At 42.8% G+C, this 15,419-nt stretch carries 16 protein-coding genes; all 16 read right to left on the reverse strand.

The genetic code is table 11. The features are described from left to right. Window positions 1-115: 115 nt before the first annotated feature. Window positions 116-784 carry a PIG-L deacetylase family protein gene (locus RT717_RS19970; protein WP_317488120.1) on the reverse strand — a complete coding sequence of 223 codons (669 nt, stop codon included), beginning with the start codon at window positions 782-784 and terminating at the stop codon, window positions 116-118. 9 nt (window positions 785-793) lie between these two features. Further along, window positions 794-1,738: a GNAT family N-acetyltransferase gene (locus RT717_RS19975; protein ID WP_317488121.1), complete on the reverse strand. Its 945-nt coding sequence runs from the start codon at window positions 1,736-1,738 to the stop codon at window positions 794-796. After that, window positions 1,735-2,364 carry a sugar transferase gene (locus tag RT717_RS19980; protein WP_317488122.1) on the reverse strand — a complete coding sequence of 210 codons (630 nt, stop codon included), beginning with the start codon at window positions 2,362-2,364 and terminating at the stop codon, window positions 1,735-1,737. The genes RT717_RS19975 and RT717_RS19980 overlap by 4 nt, the downstream gene beginning before the upstream one ends. Beyond that, window positions 2,354-3,502, reverse strand: a complete 1,149-nt coding sequence (locus RT717_RS19985) for a glycosyltransferase family 4 protein (protein WP_317488124.1) — start codon at window positions 3,500-3,502, stop codon at window positions 2,354-2,356. Before RT717_RS19985 ends, RT717_RS19980 begins: the two co-directional genes overlap by 11 nt. After that, the gene (locus RT717_RS19990; protein ID WP_317488125.1) at window positions 3,495-4,700 is read right to left on the reverse strand and encodes a glycosyltransferase; all 1,206 of its coding nucleotides are present in this window, start codon (window positions 4,698-4,700) and stop codon (window positions 3,495-3,497) included. Before RT717_RS19990 ends, RT717_RS19985 begins: the two co-directional genes overlap by 8 nt. Beyond that, window positions 4,697-5,236, reverse strand: a complete 540-nt coding sequence (locus RT717_RS19995) for an acyltransferase (RefSeq protein WP_317488126.1) — start codon at window positions 5,234-5,236, stop codon at window positions 4,697-4,699. Before RT717_RS19995 ends, RT717_RS19990 begins: the two co-directional genes overlap by 4 nt. A gap of 6 nt (window positions 5,237-5,242) precedes the next feature. Then, on the reverse strand, window positions 5,243-6,382 hold the full coding sequence (locus tag RT717_RS20000; protein WP_317488127.1) for a glycosyltransferase: 1,140 nt from the start codon (window positions 6,380-6,382) through the stop codon (window positions 5,243-5,245). Between the two features lie 94 nt (window positions 6,383-6,476). Then, window positions 6,477-7,076, reverse strand: a complete 600-nt coding sequence (locus tag RT717_RS20005) for a serine O-acetyltransferase (RefSeq protein WP_317488128.1) — start codon at window positions 7,074-7,076, stop codon at window positions 6,477-6,479. A 3-nt stretch (window positions 7,077-7,079) separates the two neighbouring features. Then, window positions 7,080-8,225, reverse strand: coding sequence for a hypothetical protein (locus RT717_RS20010; protein WP_317488129.1), 1,146 nt, complete (start codon window positions 8,223-8,225; stop codon window positions 7,080-7,082). After that, a complete protein-coding gene (locus RT717_RS20015; protein WP_317488130.1) occupies window positions 8,225-9,358 on the reverse strand; it encodes a hypothetical protein in 1,134 nt (377 codons plus the stop codon). Before RT717_RS20015 ends, RT717_RS20010 begins: the two co-directional genes overlap by 1 nt. A gap of 12 nt (window positions 9,359-9,370) precedes the next feature. Next, window positions 9,371-10,654, reverse strand: coding sequence for a hypothetical protein (locus tag RT717_RS20020; protein WP_317488131.1), 1,284 nt, complete (start codon window positions 10,652-10,654; stop codon window positions 9,371-9,373). 26 nt (window positions 10,655-10,680) lie between these two features. Then, window positions 10,681-11,850 carry a glycosyltransferase family 4 protein gene (locus RT717_RS20025; protein ID WP_317488132.1) on the reverse strand — a complete coding sequence of 390 codons (1,170 nt, stop codon included), beginning with the start codon at window positions 11,848-11,850 and terminating at the stop codon, window positions 10,681-10,683. Next, window positions 11,850-12,710, reverse strand: a complete 861-nt coding sequence (gene murB / locus RT717_RS20030) for a UDP-N-acetylmuramate dehydrogenase (protein WP_317488133.1) — start codon at window positions 12,708-12,710, stop codon at window positions 11,850-11,852. Before murB ends, RT717_RS20025 begins: the two co-directional genes overlap by 1 nt. Beyond that, a complete protein-coding gene (locus tag RT717_RS20035; protein WP_317492371.1) occupies window positions 12,710-14,017 on the reverse strand; it encodes an oligosaccharide flippase family protein in 1,308 nt (435 codons plus the stop codon). The genes murB and RT717_RS20035 overlap by 1 nt, the downstream gene beginning before the upstream one ends. A gap of 3 nt (window positions 14,018-14,020) precedes the next feature. Beyond that, on the reverse strand, window positions 14,021-14,887 hold the full coding sequence (locus RT717_RS20040) for a sulfotransferase domain-containing protein (RefSeq protein ID WP_317488134.1): 867 nt from the start codon (window positions 14,885-14,887) through the stop codon (window positions 14,021-14,023). A 4-nt stretch (window positions 14,888-14,891) separates the two neighbouring features. Further along, a complete protein-coding gene (locus RT717_RS20045) occupies window positions 14,892-15,416 on the reverse strand; it encodes a serine O-acetyltransferase (protein ID WP_317488135.1) in 525 nt (174 codons plus the stop codon). Between the last annotated feature and the right edge of the window lie 3 nt (window positions 15,417-15,419).

Raw genomic sequence — 15,419 nt, forward strand, 5'->3', positions numbered from 1 at the left:
TAGGTAACGAATTCCCAACGAGAAAAACAATTATTAACCAAGGACGGTACGGTCAAAGTAATACTGGTAACTGTCACCCACCAAACAATAAACATAACCTACTAAGAATTATGTCCTAAGTCAAAATGGATCTAATATGCATGAATGATTCAGCTAATTCGACTCCAACGGTAGATCCTCTGAACCTGGCGAGCGACTCAATCGTATGCAATGAGCGGGGATTAGGGAAGGCCTTGAGTTGACTTTTAAAACATTCCATTGCCTCCATCTTGTGCACGAAGGTTTCAGTTACATTAATAAACATGGTAGGTATAAATGCGTCGTCAGCAAAAGGTGGCGCCCATTCCGTTTCAGACAATGTTTCGTAGCTAAGAATGGTCTTTACAAAATAGTTCCCAACGGGCCGTGCTGCGACCAAACAGGCCTTAAAAACGGCTGAGTGATCATGATGAATATCGCCACGATGGGGTATGAACAAGGTATCAATCTGCAGTTCGTTGATAACGCTGGCCACCTCCCTGGAGATAGCAGAATTGGAAGTTATGTCGAGCTCTGGCGCATGAAAATCCAAAAACCTCGTTTGGCTTACTCCCAATATGGCGTGGGCTCTCCTTGCTTCCGCCCGCACATTTTCAACCTTTTCATGGGTGTACATTTTAGGACTCCCTTTTGTGACGACCAAAACATGTACTTCTGCACCTGATTGAGCCATTTTCTTCATCGTTGCGCCACAACCGAGTACTTCATCATCCGGATGCGGTGCCACTACGAGTATCTTCTTCATTATACCCATTTAATAAACGTCCGAATCGCCAAAAGAATAGTACCAGTTTCTAAAGTCAGCCATGGTACCAGCGACATCAAAATTACTATAAAATCCAAGATAGGTAGTCTGTCCTGAGGGAATAAAGCCAAGCTTCTCAAATAGCGCATATCTCCTGTCAAAAAGACTCAACCACATGGTGCAATCCAAAGGGCTACCACTAAAATGGTGAGAAATAGCCCCTATCAGTTGACCTAAGAGTTTGGGAGAGGTTGTCCCACCGATCTCCATTATGTTTACAGACATCTTTCCCGTAGGATCAACATACTTTTTTGCCACTGCAAGAGCATTCCCTTCTTCGCCCTTCACCTCAAAAATTTTGTATTTGTGACTTGGATTTTGCAGATATCGCCAGCGGAGGTAGTCAATACTTCTATCGACACTTATATCAAATTTCCCAACCTCAGTTTGAAGTATTTCAGCATGTCGAAGAGTAAAATCGTCCAGCACATTCACCGGCACATTTTCAGGTCGGCTGATCTTCTCCCCAGAACAAACAATGGTGTGAGCCAAGCCAATATTTTTCCAGCCAAGCTTTTGCACAAAAGCATAATGGGAGTTGTTATTTGGGAACCCCCAAACAGCCTTTACCTGATACTTTTCTTCGAGGTCTTTGTAAAGTGCCGTCGCCAGCTCACCAAATATCCCCCTGCCGCCATATTCAGGATGGGTCATTGTGGTCATCGACAGCGACGTCAACACCTTTTTCTTATTTAAATTAAGAAGAACAGGGCTCACAGCGTAATGGCCTACGAGTTTGTCCTCGTCCCACATTAATTTAATCATGTGTTTGCCTGCAGGATTGTCCTGGAATCGCCATTTCCAATAAGCAGGGCTCATGTCTTTTCCGAATGCCGCTTTAAAAAGCTGAAGTATCTTTTCTTCGTCACCTATGGTGTAGTCACTTAGTCTCACGATGTTACTTGTTGGTTATTGGTGTCTAGTTTAAAAAGGGATGAGTCTGGATGTTCCAAAAATTTTTTCTCCCCAAAAATAATTACTAAAAATGTATTCAAAATAATTTTCACATCAAGAAGAAAAGAAGACTTGGCCACATAGAGTCGGTCATACACCCATTTTTCTCCCCAGGACAGATAGATGCTGCCCTTGATCGCAGCCAGGCTTGTTAAGCCAGGCTTTGCCAAAAATCTGAATTCCGTATTCTTATCGAACAAGTGTGATATGCTAGCCAAACATGGCCTCGGGCCGACTATAGACATTTCTCCACGAATCACATTAATTATCTGCGGCAACTCGTCAATCTTTAGTCTTCTCAACAATTTACCGACCGACGTAACTTCAGGGTCGTTGCCGAAAACCTGCTTATGCACCTGTCTGTCGACATGGGTCATCGTCCTGAATTTGTACAACCTGAAAGTTTTTTTTCCCAGGCCCAATCTATCCTGGAGATAAAACACCGGCCCTCTGGAGTCCAGCGGAATGATGATTGCCATCATGAGGAAAAGTGGAGATAATAAGATGATGGCGAATACTCCAAGAAAAAGGTCGATAAGTCTCTTAAAATATTTTCTATATAGCATACTTCACAAAGTTATTCGCATTAGACGGACTGTACAGCTTTGACAACTCAAGGCACCTCGCAGATATTTCCATACGAAGCTCCGGATCCTGATAAAGGCTCAAAATGAAGTTGCTCAGACCACTGGCATCTCCCCCGGTAAAGCAATAACCCACATTATTTTCCTCGATCAGCTTGCATAGTTCCGAGTCTTCAGATGCTATACCGATGATCGGTGCGCCTACCGACAGATAGTTGTAAGTCTTACTCGGAATAGCCAACTTTGAAGCATCCTTCCCCTGAACCACTATTGCAATGTCGGCGCTACCTAAAGAATAGGGGAGCACGTCAACAGCTTGCCATGGAAGAAGCTGGCAGTTAGTAAGGCTGTGACTCAAAATCAGGTCCTCCAGGTATTCCTTTCTTTCACCATCTCCGATGATCACAAATAAAATAGACTCTACGGTGGTTAACTGTGCAGCTTTCATCAGGTCATCAATTGGGTGCGATTTACCAAGGTTACCAGAGTATAACACAATAAATTTATTGTGCCAATCATGCTGCTCAATAAATGGGTTGGCATTCTTTTCTACTGGCTTCAAAAAATCATTATCGGTCCAGATAGGAACAACTTTTATTTTGTCATCTTCGGTGTACTTCTCCAGCACCTCCTTCATTCCCTGGGTAAGTGTGAATATTCCGGTGGCTCGCTCGAATGATCTTTTATTCATCCACTGCCAAATCCTGACCAGAAAGGAATCTTTCTTTAGATAATTGAACTCAACGAAAGCCTCTGGATATATATCGTAAATGAGATAGGTAAATTTATTTCTAAAAATAAGAGACAGGAAAACATTAAATGGTGGGTTGGACACTGCAAACACCGGCGCCTTTCTCGAATAATGCAATAGATACCAGCAGCTCTTTAAAAATGATTGAGTCCATGACCAAAACCTCATAATGGTTGAAGAACGCTTGTATTTGGCAACTTTCCTGATCACGACATTCGGCGGTAGTGGTCTATTCCGCTGTATCACCTCTCCAGTAATTAGAATGATCCGCTCATAATCCTTGCTAAAGGCGTGGATGATATCAATCATCAAATAGCCTACGCTTTGATTGATGAATACAATGTCTTTGTTAGGACTCGTTTTACTCACAAACAATGTTATTATACAGCTTCACATAATCGGTGAATCGATCCTTTTTATTGAACAGCGCTCTTGCGCTTTTCACACAATTGGCTGAAAAATCAACTTTCCCAGTAGCCAAGACCTCATTAATTGCCGACTTCAGCGCATCAATGTCGCCCTTTTCAACAACTCGGCCGGTCTGGTTATCCACAGCCTCAGGGCTTCCTCCCGTTCGGTAGGTGATAACCGGCGTGCCGCATGCCAAAGCTTCCAGATTGGTTGTTGGGAAATTGTCTTGCCATGTTGGGTTAACGAAAACATCGGCTAAAGAATAGTAAGTTGCCAGCTCCGAGACACTCTCGGTGCGAGGAATGGCAAGGATATCGGATGGCAAATCGCCGGCATCTTTTTTACTTAACCCGACAAGAATGATTTGCCAGGAAGAATCGAGCGTTTTGCCCAGGCTTTTAAAATCAGCCAGGCCTTTTCGTTTGTCCCAGGTGCTTGCCACGCCCAGTATTACTTTCTTATTTGCAGTGCCCAGCTTATTTCTGAGCACTTTTGCGTCTTTGGGGCTAAACAGCTCGACATCGATGCCATTTGGAATGACCTGTGACGGGTAGTCTCTTAAGAAAGAGTGTTTAAGGTGCAACTGCAACCACTTTGATGGGGTTACTATTGTCATGTTCCGCACGCCACTGAAGAGCGCCTTTTTAACCTGGTAATTTGATCGGGAATTGTCCACCCCCAGGCTTGCAGGGTAAAACTTTGTTTTCGGACAGTGGTGGCACTCTGTTTGCCACTTTTCGCACCCTACAGAATCAAAAAAGGTGCAATGCCCGGTAAACGCCCAACAGTCGTGGAGTGTCCATATTACGGGCTTTTGTGTCTCTTTTAGCCAGCCAAATAGTTCCCCGACATGTAAGTAGTACCCATGGATATTATGCAAATGCACAATGTCTACCTCGTCCAAAGAGTGAACAAATGCTTTGGTGGCCCTTTTCGAACCAAACCCATGCCTGTCAAAAAGCTTAGTCAAAAGCACGTGTTCAATGATGTCGAGTTGCCCTCCTATCCTGATGGACTGAGACGCACTCGGCATCCCCGCCCTTCCGTAGGCAATGACGCTTTGATGCCCCTCATTTAAAAGCGTGTTACCTATTTCTTCGGCAATGCGCCCAGTGCTGCCTGAGTTAACAGAAGAATTGATTTGCAGAACCTTCAACTCTTATCTGTTGTTAAACTTTGACCTTTCCTATTAACCACCTTGTTAGCGTACTCCCTGACGTCGCCAATAACATTTGCAGGGTTCCCAGCCACTATCGCATAATCTGGAATGTTTCCTCTGACCACACAACCAGCGCCTACGATTACATTGCTGCCTATAGTCGTTCCCGGGAGTATAATGGTGTTCATCCCGATGAATACATTGTCACCAATCGAAATATTCCTTAAAACTCCAATATCTTCATCCGGTGTCTCTCCTATGGCTATCAGCGCTGTTGTATAACTGTAATCGTGGGTTAAGAAATGAACGTTCATGGAGGCAACTAACCTGTCTCCGACAGTTATTCGGGTAAAATCATCAAACCTTACACTTTTGGCAATGAACCTGGGTTTACCGACCATATTAAGCCCCGCAAAAACAAGCAGGCGGTTATAGATAGCCATGTAGAGTGGATGATTGAAATAGACAAGAATGCCGATTATGGCTTTAAAACCATAAAATACTGTCTTCTTTATCAATCTCTTTATGCTCATAAAAATCTACTTGTCAATTAAATGGTAAACCTTTTTAAGGATTTCTTCATCGTCAAAGCCACTCGCCCGTTCTATAGATTTCAAGCTGTAGAACTTCCGAATCTCCGTATCGGAAGACATTTTCAATAACCCCTGGTAAATGTCAAATGGATAGCCTTTTACCATTATTCCGTATTTTCCACCAGCTACGATTTCCCGACATCCATCGCAGTCAGTCACTAAAGTGGGCTTACCCAAAATCATTGCCTCGCACAGAGCTGTTGGCAACGCTTCCGAAATCGAAGACATGCAAAAAATATCAGCGGCAGCCAGATAAGGGTATGGGTTGGGCTTAAACCCTTCAAGAGTTATCTTTTCATTTAGTTGAAGTGCGTCAATTTGCTCTTGAAGTTGTTTTCGAAGAGGCCCGTCTCCCAAGATCATTAACCGTACTCTGTCATTCTCCTTTAGTAAATCTGAGGCTGCCTCAATCAGTTTGTCAAATCCTTTCACTGGGTAAAGGCTGCCCAACGATACGATAAGAATTTCCTTTGACTGCTTTTTAACTTCAAATTCCTTTGCTTTTGAAAGTACACCTTTTCGGTCGATAATATTGTATATCACCTCCATGTGGTACTTTTCACCAAATACCTCAATGAAGCTCCTTTTGGAGTCTTCTGATACAAAAACGACTGTCGAAAGTTTATCGAATCTTGCCTTTTTTATTCTCTCCTTCCTAGCGCCTGAATAAAACTTATTGAAATTGGAGTATGAATTATAGCTGCTGTGAACCCAGGTGATCGTCTTTCGGGGTTGGTGGTCAAGCATGAACAACAAGTCTGTGTATGAACTGTCGGCGAATGAGATGGCTACGTCGTACCTCTCTCTTAATTTTCTATTGACCGTGCTCTTCCACAATAAATTTATGTTGTAGCGTGTGTACAAAAAAGTCAACACCCTGACCAAAAAATAGCTTTTAAATAGTGTTACTCTATTTATTTGGCGATTAATTTCCTGATCATAGATATTCAGATCCATTACGAGGCAGAGATCAACTTCATAAGTATTTAGGTCAAATCTATTTAGTAAATTTACCAAGACTCTTTCTGCCCCCCCTTTCCCTAAAGACCTAATCAAGAAAAGTACTTTTTTTCTCTCGGCACTCATTGAAGTCTAGCCACTTTGGGCTGGTGATTTGAATCGAATAATTCAGTGTCTAAAAAAATTCGCATTGCCGTCATTACCATCTAGTCCCTGGTTATCAGTTTGGATTTAAATTCAGCTTATTCTTTTCCCACCAAACCAATACATCTGTCTTAATTGCTCTGGCTGGCAATCCAACTAATACAGAATACTCTTCGGCAAAAGTTTTATTGACCACTGCGTTTGCTCCAATGTAACAATTGCTGGCTATTTCAATTTCTCCGTAGATCTTGGCTCCCGGGCCAATAAATACGTTGTCCCCAATCTGTGGGGCGACTGAACTACCGCCGGTTGAACCGATATTAACACTTGCGTGGATCAAACAGTTGGCTCCAATCTTCACATTTGAGTTAATAATAATTGTTCCATAGTGAGGTAAGAACAGCCCCGGCCCGCAAACGTTGGGAGGAATGCTAAAGCCTAATCTCAATGACAACGAATGAAACCAATATCTTAAAAAATGGTAGTACGCCTTCTCAAAAACGTTCTTTCGTTTATTCCTGTAGTACTCGAAGTTCCTCAGTAGCAAATGAAATCTCCAAATCCGATCTTTAATCGCCTGGAAAATATTTCTTTTTAGTGATTGGGTATTCACCTGCCTTGCTCTCGCATCGGCCTCAATAAAATACTTCTTGTCGGCAACGCTTCTGATCATCATCGCTCACTTGCCATATGACAATCCATCGTCCATAATTTCCCCGAGTCTATCGGACGACAAAAACTCGATATCCGGCCACCTTTGAACCATTCTGGATAAAAGTTCCCTAAAGAGCGTGAATGTTCTATCGGCATTCTTTTGGTCAATACACCCAATAAAGTTTACCCTGTGAGTACTGATAACCACAGGTTTTTGCCAAAAGAAAGCTATTTCCATTCTTCTTAAACACTCACTTACGTCATCCTGATAAGAGCGATGGCTGGGTTCAAAAAAAGCATTTCTAACCAAATATCTTTGACGAAGCTTGTTTTGCTCCCCTTGAAAATGATAACGATGCCTGTAATCGTGGAATTGGTTTTTGTTGCGTGGTTGCTTTTGAACAAGCACCCCCTGAAGGTATTGAACGCCCTCCTCCTTCAAATCCGATTCAATAGCTTTGTCCCACACATAGCAATTGGCAATGAATGACCGGGATTTATAACCAAACGTCTTTTCAAAAAGTAGCAATCCTTCTTTCAGTATGTCCCCTTTTTCCTTCCGCTCTTCTTCAGAATAGTAGTCAAGCGATTCCATATAACCGTAGGGAAGCTTCAATGGCTCAGAGCTGATGCTGATCATTTGATTGTCAAAAGCCGTCTTGATATTATCTTCATCATTCCGCAGAGACCTCATCCACTGGTATACATTTAAATGTTCCCTCCCATGAAATTGAGGTCGGAAAATACCCTCGGCCACCCCCTCCTTCCATAGTTTAAATGAATTAGCATGGTGCGGGTACCTGCTCAGGGTTGCTGTGAATGGCTCATAAAAGTACTCTTGAAAATCAGCCTGCCTGATTCTTTCAAAATCGGGATTGGCGACAATTGTGTTTGCTGTGATTATTGCGGGATGGCCATTTTTGTCCTTCACCGACCTAAGCACCTCGAAAAGTCTGCTCAAATCCGTTTCACTTGCCAGGGAATCATACTTGAGGTAAACGTCTCTGTCCACGTGAAAGCCTTCTTTTTTGAGACGCTCATATGTTGTGAAGGAAGGCATCCTTATGCTGCCCCAATCATCCGACTCGATGACAACAATTTTTCGCTTTGTTCGCCACCCAGGCACGTTTAACACGTGGTTAGTCAGCCTTTTGCCCCAGCTTTGCGGCATCACTTATTGTTCATTATCAAGGCTCCCAATTCAACCGATGTCATGAATTCGACGTCAGGCCACTTGCTCGTAATGGTGGTGAGCAGCCGGGACAACTCTTTCAATCCCTTGTCTCTGTTTTTTGGATTCAGCCAGCCTATATAATTTACCCGGTGTGTACTCACCACTGCGGGCTTCCTCCAGGTAAAGGCAATTTCTATTTCTTTCAGGCAACTGTCGACCCAATCACTTTTCAGCTGCGAAGAGGACTCAAAAACACAATTTCGGCCGGTGTACACCTGCCCAAGGTGATTTTTTTGGCCAGGATAGTGGAATCTTCGCCTAAATTGCCCCCCGCCTATTGGCTCAAGTTGAATTTTTGATGCCCCTATGTACTTAATGCCATTTCCATCAAGGCACTCCTCCAATCCGTTATTAAACGGCCCATTGGTAGGAACAAAAAAGGATGCCGAGTAACCGTGCAACTGTTGAAAGAGTGTCAGTCCCTCTTCAAGAACACTTTTCAAATAATTGATTTCGGCTAAATCGTCGATATCGAACGCTGCCTGGTAAGACACATGGTTGATAGGGTTTCTGGGAGTAATGCCATATACCCCGTGCTCAAATGCTGTAAGCGTGTCTTCGTTTCCAGCCCGGAGAGCCCTTAGCCAGCTGGATACATTCAAATGCTCCCGCCCGTGAAATTCCGGAATAAAAACACCAGATTGAATGCCTTGTTGCCAAAGGCTGAATGAGTTGCTATGGTTTGGGTATTTTTTCAGGGTTTCTGTGAATGGCTCATAGAAATAAGTTTGATACCCGCTTTCCTTTATCTTTTGAAAATCAGGGTTGGCCACCAGGGAAACTGCCGTGAAAACCGCAGATCTTCTATTGCAATCCTTCACATTGTCTAAAACGTCAAACAAAGCCTCCAAATCGTCGCCGGAAGCAAGGGCGTCGTTCGAAAGGTACCGTTCTTCATCGCTATCAAAAGGAAGCACCCCTGCATTTTGAAGCGACCTGTAAGCACTGCCCGAGGCCATGCGTATGGCCCCCCAGTCGTCGGATTCGATTACCACAATTTTTCTTCGGGTTCGCCAGCCAGGCAGGTTACTCAAATTCTTCTGTAATGAAGTTTTTAATTCTTGGAGCATGCTGATAAAAAACTAGAGTAAAAAATCCTTGATCAATTCCTTGATGGGGAGGGCTGCATCAAGACTAAAGAAGGATATCAGCGGGCTAACAAAGACTTTAGCATCTGCGAACTCCATAATATAGCTTAACTGCATAAAGAGATATAACATGATTACCGGTGTGCTGCAGATGACCAAAGCCTTGAAAAATTTAAGACTTGATGTAACTACTTGCTGCTGAAGTTTAAAATTGAAGCTGACGAGCAAAAATGACAGCGAATAAAAATAGGAATTCAACTCAAGCCGTTTGACAAGAGAGGGCACAAAAGGCGTCAAATTGGAAAAGGTGAGCATGAGCAATGCAATACTTGCCAGGGTGCTAAACTGATAGATTTGTGCGCCACTTTTGAAATAAGAAAAAATGAACAAGCCAAAAATAAACAGAATCAAAAAGTTAACACTGGCGGCTTCTATTGCATACTGTTTATGAAAACTGGCAGTCTCAGCAAATCTTGAGTACTTCTCTTGTCTTTTGTGATCATCCTGATAATATATCCTCAGCTTTTCATCGCCAAGCTTGGTAAAAGATGAATAACTGGAGACCAGATTGAGAGGTACCTGCACAACGTACGACATGGCAAACAGTGCAAAATAAATGTAGGGTCTGTTCCCCGCCAAAAAAACAACTAAAACAGGAAAGGATATGATAAAATAACCAAAGTGGATCATAGGCGCCAGTAGCACAAATCCCAGGTATTTTTTCTTGCTGGTGAACAGGTACGACGCCACACCATAAAACATGCACCAGGCTCCTGTCCAGTTCCTGATAGAGTTTATTCCCTCGAAACTCTTCCAAAAAACAAAGACTATGAAAAGCATCAATAAAACTTTTGACCTTTTTAGTTCTAGTTGAGAATAGATGAGGTAAATGCTATTGACAAAGAAGAATCCATAAATCAATCCCACAAACATGTAAAGAAGTGAGTAGGATGTTGAAAAGAAGGACGTTATGTACGAAACGATGTGTAAAAAAATATCGTCATTGGTCTCCTTAGGCGGATCGAACTTCAAAATGCGGATGCCTTCGTCGACGAACTGAGAAAAGGGCAGGTTATCATAGTGAGCCGCAAGATTCTCAGAGTGCCGGTAGCCGTCTGTTCCTTCCGGAAAGTACATGGTTAAACCAAAGTAACCAAAAAACAAAATCAAAATGACCCTGGAGTAAGGAGCACTAAAATCCTTTATCACATAAATGAGCGGGATTAAAGGACTGTACAGAAACAGACCCAATTTATATTTCAATCCATCGTTAGTCATTCGGCGTCGTTCATATCCGAGATTCTCTAACTATTCTTTCCTAACGCTAAGCCCAACAATGATTTGACTACATAGGGAAAATTCCTAAACACAAGTTTCAGCCCCTGGGCTTTGTTGAGCGAAATGTTGTATATGCTTACATATTTCCCTGTGACACGCTCAACATCAAAATAATTCTCAAAAAAAGTCAAAGACGTTTTTCTTGCTTCCTGGTAAGCTTCTTTTTCTTCAATCAATCGCTCAATATTGTCGAGGTTGGTCGCCAAGGTTTCGTCGTCTCCTCTATTCCGCTCTGAAAAATTAGTAGCAAACAGGCCGTCGAAGTTCTGCCTTGTGACCAATACAGGCATACTACAGTTTGCGGCAGGCGTAAGGCAGGGAATGCCCAGTGAAAGAGCCTCAATCAGGCTTCGCCCCGTTCCAACGACGAAATCGGCGAGGTACAAAAAATCAGCCCCCTTACTCGCCCGCTCGTCTGTAATGAATTCCACCGGTAGCTCTTTGTCCTCAGCATATTTTCTGAGTACTTGAAACCGGGCCTCGTCTTGAATTCTTCCTATCACGTAAAAATGGACTTTGTATTTAACAGATAGCTTTTCTATGAGATTGAAGGAGTCCATCAGCGTCTTTTCGTAGGCGCCACCCAATCGTGATACCCTCACAAAATTGATCACACCGTCATCTTTCCGCTCAGCTCTTTTCGACTCCGGTAGCAAGCCGAGTTTGGATACTCTATTGGGAATAAGATGAATTCTGGTCTTTTTATAGTGATGATTGTGTCTGAACCATTCATAGTTCTCTCCACTGAATAAAATCAAATCATCAACCTGCTGCCATTTCTTACGCATTGGATTTGGTCCTCCGCACTTGCTCATTACCAGGGGGTACCTGGTCGTAGCCGGTATCAAAAGCAGGAAATTCAATGACTCAGTGTCAAAAAAATGGAGCACATCAGGTTCAAATGAGGCATATAACTCCCTTAACTGGCTGAAAAACCCAGGAAGGTCGCCAGTTTTCTGCAAGACCACATGCCGGATGAAGTAGGGATTGTCTGCTAATACAGGACTTTGGGCTGACCCAACAGTTATGACACCTGCCGTTAATTCTCTCCCCACCACCCGACTGATGTGATTCAGAGAATGGTAGTGACCTCCGCTGGCCTTGCCAGTGCTATGAAGTATAAATAAAACCTTCATTATATCACTCGCTGTTCCACTTCCAACTCCACCCCAAACTTGCTGTGAACTTTATGCTTCACTATGTTAATCAATTCCAGTATATCGGCACCCGTGGCGCTGGCATGGTTGATGATAAACCCTCCGTGTTTTTCCGAGACTTTGGCGCCTCCAACGGAAAAACCCTTCAGCCCAAGCTCTTCAATCATTTGGCCCACATAAAAGCCAGGAGGTCTTTTAAATACACTACCGGCATTAGGGAATTCCTTTGGCTGTTTAGCCCACCTGGCTTCTTTCACCCTGTCCATTTTTTCCTTGATCGCCGCCTTGTCGCCAACGGCCAATTGCAACCACGCTTTCAATACAATTTTATCAACGTTCTTCTGAAAAAAACTGTTTCTGTATTCAAACCCAATATCCTCTTTCTTAATTTCTCTGACCTTCAGGTCGGCCAGGTCGAGGTACCGCACCTTTGTCAAAATATCTTTTATTTCCTCCCCACTGGCTCCGGCGTTCATTACCACAGCTCCACCCAACGAGCTGGGTATGTCATAAAAAATTTCCATTCCGGTTAGGCCATGCTCCCATGCTAACTCAGAAAGCCGGATGGTGTTTGCACCTGCCTCTACTTCCATGATATGCCCATCAGTTACCTTCACATTTGCGAAGCCCTCATTCAAAAGTATAAAGTCTTCGTCGTAATAAGGTTTGGACAAAATAATATTGTACCCCCCGCCCAGGATCACTTTTTTGGAGTCGGGATGGCTTTGATAAATACTTAAAAAATCTGATTCGGAGGATGGAAAGAACGCCCGCCTGCAACTCGCCTTGATCTTATAACTATTGTGCGACGTCAAATCGTAGTTTTCAAACACTTCCATTAGCCAAGTCGATTTTTTATTTTTTTTATGTAGGGATCTAAGAAAGCAAAATCTTCCCTGGAATAGGCAAATATTTCCCGGATGCTTATCCCTGTAGCGCTTGAATACTGATACAAAAACAAGATTCCCCCCAGAGAGTAGCTCAAAGTGGAGGTAAAAGCGGCGCCCACGGCGCCATACCTGGGTATCAGGAGAATATTCAATACTATATTCAAACCCAAAGCCGGCACCATAGACTTTAGCGCAAACCAGGGCTTTCCCTGCCCACCCATGTCCATGTTCAATACTTTAAAAATGGTAAGAAGCAACACACCAGGCATTAGCCATAGCATTACTTCGGCACTGGGTAGAAATTCACTTCCGAAGAGAATCATGATGATAAGCCGGGCACCTAACGCCAATACTACACACCCTGACCCTATGATCAGGAGCGAAATCCTCAGCAGCTGGGTTACTTTCAACGAAAAAACTCTCCTGTCTGTCGCCCTTGCCCCCCTGGCAAATACGATGGTGCCTAACAGCATGGGGATTTGCCACAGGTATTGCGACAGCACTGAGCCTTTGCTGTAAATACCTATTTCAAACTTATTGGAGAGCCAATCCATGATGATTACGTCCACTCTGTAGTTGAGATTAATCACCAACAAAGAGACAGCAAATGCCATTCCGAGGCTAAATAAAGAACCCAGCAGCTGTCTGTTAATGCGCAGTGACAAATATTTCTGAACCCGCATCCTTGAGATAAGCAGGACACTCATGAGAAAAGGTGCCAGCAACTCAGCTATTAAGGCCCCTTTCAGAGAGAGACCAGCAAAAACGACCAATACCACAGTCGCCAGAAAGAGGATAAAGGTTGGCACCCACTCTACCTTGTTATACTCAGCAATCTGATTATTGCCCAAATAGATGCCAGACAAATAAGTATTAAGCAAACTAAACGGGACCGGGGCTATGGCTAAAAAAATAATCAGAGGTTGGTGGGAGCCATTAGACAAATAATAGATGAGAATAAAAATAGACACAACACTAAAAAGCGTACTCACCAGCCAGGCCTGCAACACGCCTGCCTTTACATCTTCCTCCCCGAACTGACCACTCCCAATCAAAAAGGCAGAAGACTTGCGCACGCCAAGCGCTCCAAACGTCATAAACAGTGTTGGGTAAACCAAAAGTGCAGTTATTACTCCGTTCAACTCCGGCCCCAAATACCTTGCAATGATCATTGCCTTGCCCAAGCCAAACACGATCATTGCTCCCTTGGAGCTGGCAACACTTGCTAAATCTTTAACGACGCTGGCCAGGGGGATTCGTTAGGTAAGAGGTTGACTGGACGATTTAATAAGCTCTTTCTCAAACTTTTGACAAATAGCCTTGTGGAAAGCAATATCTTCGTGCAGCTCTGCCTCCAGCTTCTCCTTTGTTGAGGGGTCAATTTTTGGAGGTCTGGCCTCCACCAGGGTTTTGTTCAGGATATATCGTCCCACTCCCAAAAACCCTAATTTTTGAAGCCTATAAGACAAATGCAAAACTAATTTGGATGATGGAAGCTTCGCCGGATTTTTTTTTACAACATCAAGACTTAACTCATCCATTGACTCAATTTTGTCGACACCAACAAACTCAAATAGATAATTCAGAAAGTATACCTCGTTGTGAATGAGCAATTCAAATGGAATTATTCTTATGTTGGCTTCATCGAAATAATCAAAAACTATATCAAACTGCCTCTTATACCTACTTCTTTGGATGTAAGAGTACATCTTAAAATCGTAGTAACTTCTTTTTGTCCTCAATTTCTCACTTGATATCACATCTTCGAAACTAGATATTTCTCTACCCATTCGAATTTGATGCCAATAAAGCGAATAAGCCCTTTCGATAGGGCTTCTGATTACAAAAATCAGTTTTACATCTGGCACTAACTCTTTTATTCTCTCAATACTACCTGGATTAAATGCACAGTCTGCGGATGTTTGACCAATGATGGAACTTTCACTAGGTGGGATAAATATAGATTCATACCATTTTGGTCCATTCCTAAACACTCTGTCATCGTCAAAATAACTGAACTTCATATTTCTTTCCGGCATATAAATTTGTGGATGACCTCGCATTAGATCATCCAAAAAAGACGTGCCACTTTTCATAATCCCTGCAATAAGGAAACTTGGCTTCATAATTTTAATTAGCGGTGGAAATAATTTTTGCAGGAATTCCTGCAACTACTGAGTTCTCTGGAACATCTGTGTTTACGACAGAATTTGCGCCAACCACTGCGTTTGCTCCAACGTTAATTTTCCCCAAAAGAACAGCTCCTGTATAGATTTTAACCCCATCTTGAATTGTTGGATATGTAAGGCCTTCGCCCTTTTTACCACTGCTACCTAAAGTCACATGCTGCCAAATTTGGACATTGTCTTTAATCACCACCCCCTCACCAATTACAATACCCAAAGGATGAGGAAACTTTATTCCTCTTCCCAAATCGGAATGATACGAAATATGACAACATCTTTTCGTCATTTGTCTGTATCGATAAAAGTTAGATAATAGTCGTAATACAGAATAGTTACTGTTCATCAGAAAATACCCTATTCTGTAGTTTAGGATTAATCTGAAGGATGCATTGGTGAAATAAATGACAAAGTAGGTCAGAACCCCCCCGGCTCCATTTGTTTTAAAATCACTAATTATAAGTTTAATCAATAC

The organism is Imperialibacter roseus, from assembly GCF_032999765.1.
Lineage (GTDB): Bacteria > Bacteroidota > Bacteroidia > Cytophagales > Cyclobacteriaceae > Imperialibacter > Imperialibacter roseus.

Bases quoted from the DNA above. Each gene is read 5' to 3' on its own strand.
- RT717_RS19970 (WP_317488120.1), bottom strand. From the start codon at position 784: ATGAAGAAGATACTCGTAGTGGCACCGCATCCGGATGATGAAGTACTC.
- RT717_RS20005 (WP_317488128.1), bottom strand. From the start codon at position 7,076: ATGATGATCAGAAGCGTTGCCGACAAGAAGTATTTTATTGAGGCCGAT.
- RT717_RS20015 (WP_317488130.1), bottom strand. From the start codon at position 9,358: ATGCTCCAAGAATTAAAAACTTCATTACAGAAGAATTTGAGTAACCTG.
- RT717_RS20000 (WP_317488127.1), bottom strand. From the start codon at position 6,382: ATGAGTGCCGAGAGAAAAAAAGTACTTTTCTTGATTAGGTCTTTAGGG.
- RT717_RS20020 (WP_317488131.1), bottom strand. From the start codon at position 10,654: ATGACTAACGATGGATTGAAATATAAATTGGGTCTGTTTCTGTACAGT.
- murB (WP_317488133.1), bottom strand. From the start codon at position 12,710: ATGGAAGTGTTTGAAAACTACGATTTGACGTCGCACAATAGTTATAAG.
- RT717_RS19980 (WP_317488122.1), bottom strand. From the start codon at position 2,364: ATGCTATATAGAAAATATTTTAAGAGACTTATCGACCTTTTTCTTGGA.
- RT717_RS20025 (WP_317488132.1), bottom strand. From the start codon at position 11,850: ATGAAGGTTTTATTTATACTTCATAGCACTGGCAAGGCCAGCGGAGGT.
- RT717_RS19995 (WP_317488126.1), bottom strand. From the start codon at position 5,236: ATGAGCATAAAGAGATTGATAAAGAAGACAGTATTTTATGGTTTTAAA.
- RT717_RS20040 (WP_317488134.1), bottom strand. From the start codon at position 14,887: ATGAAGCCAAGTTTCCTTATTGCAGGGATTATGAAAAGTGGCACGTCT.
- RT717_RS20010 (WP_317488129.1), bottom strand. From the start codon at position 8,225: ATGCCGCAAAGCTGGGGCAAAAGGCTGACTAACCACGTGTTAAACGTG.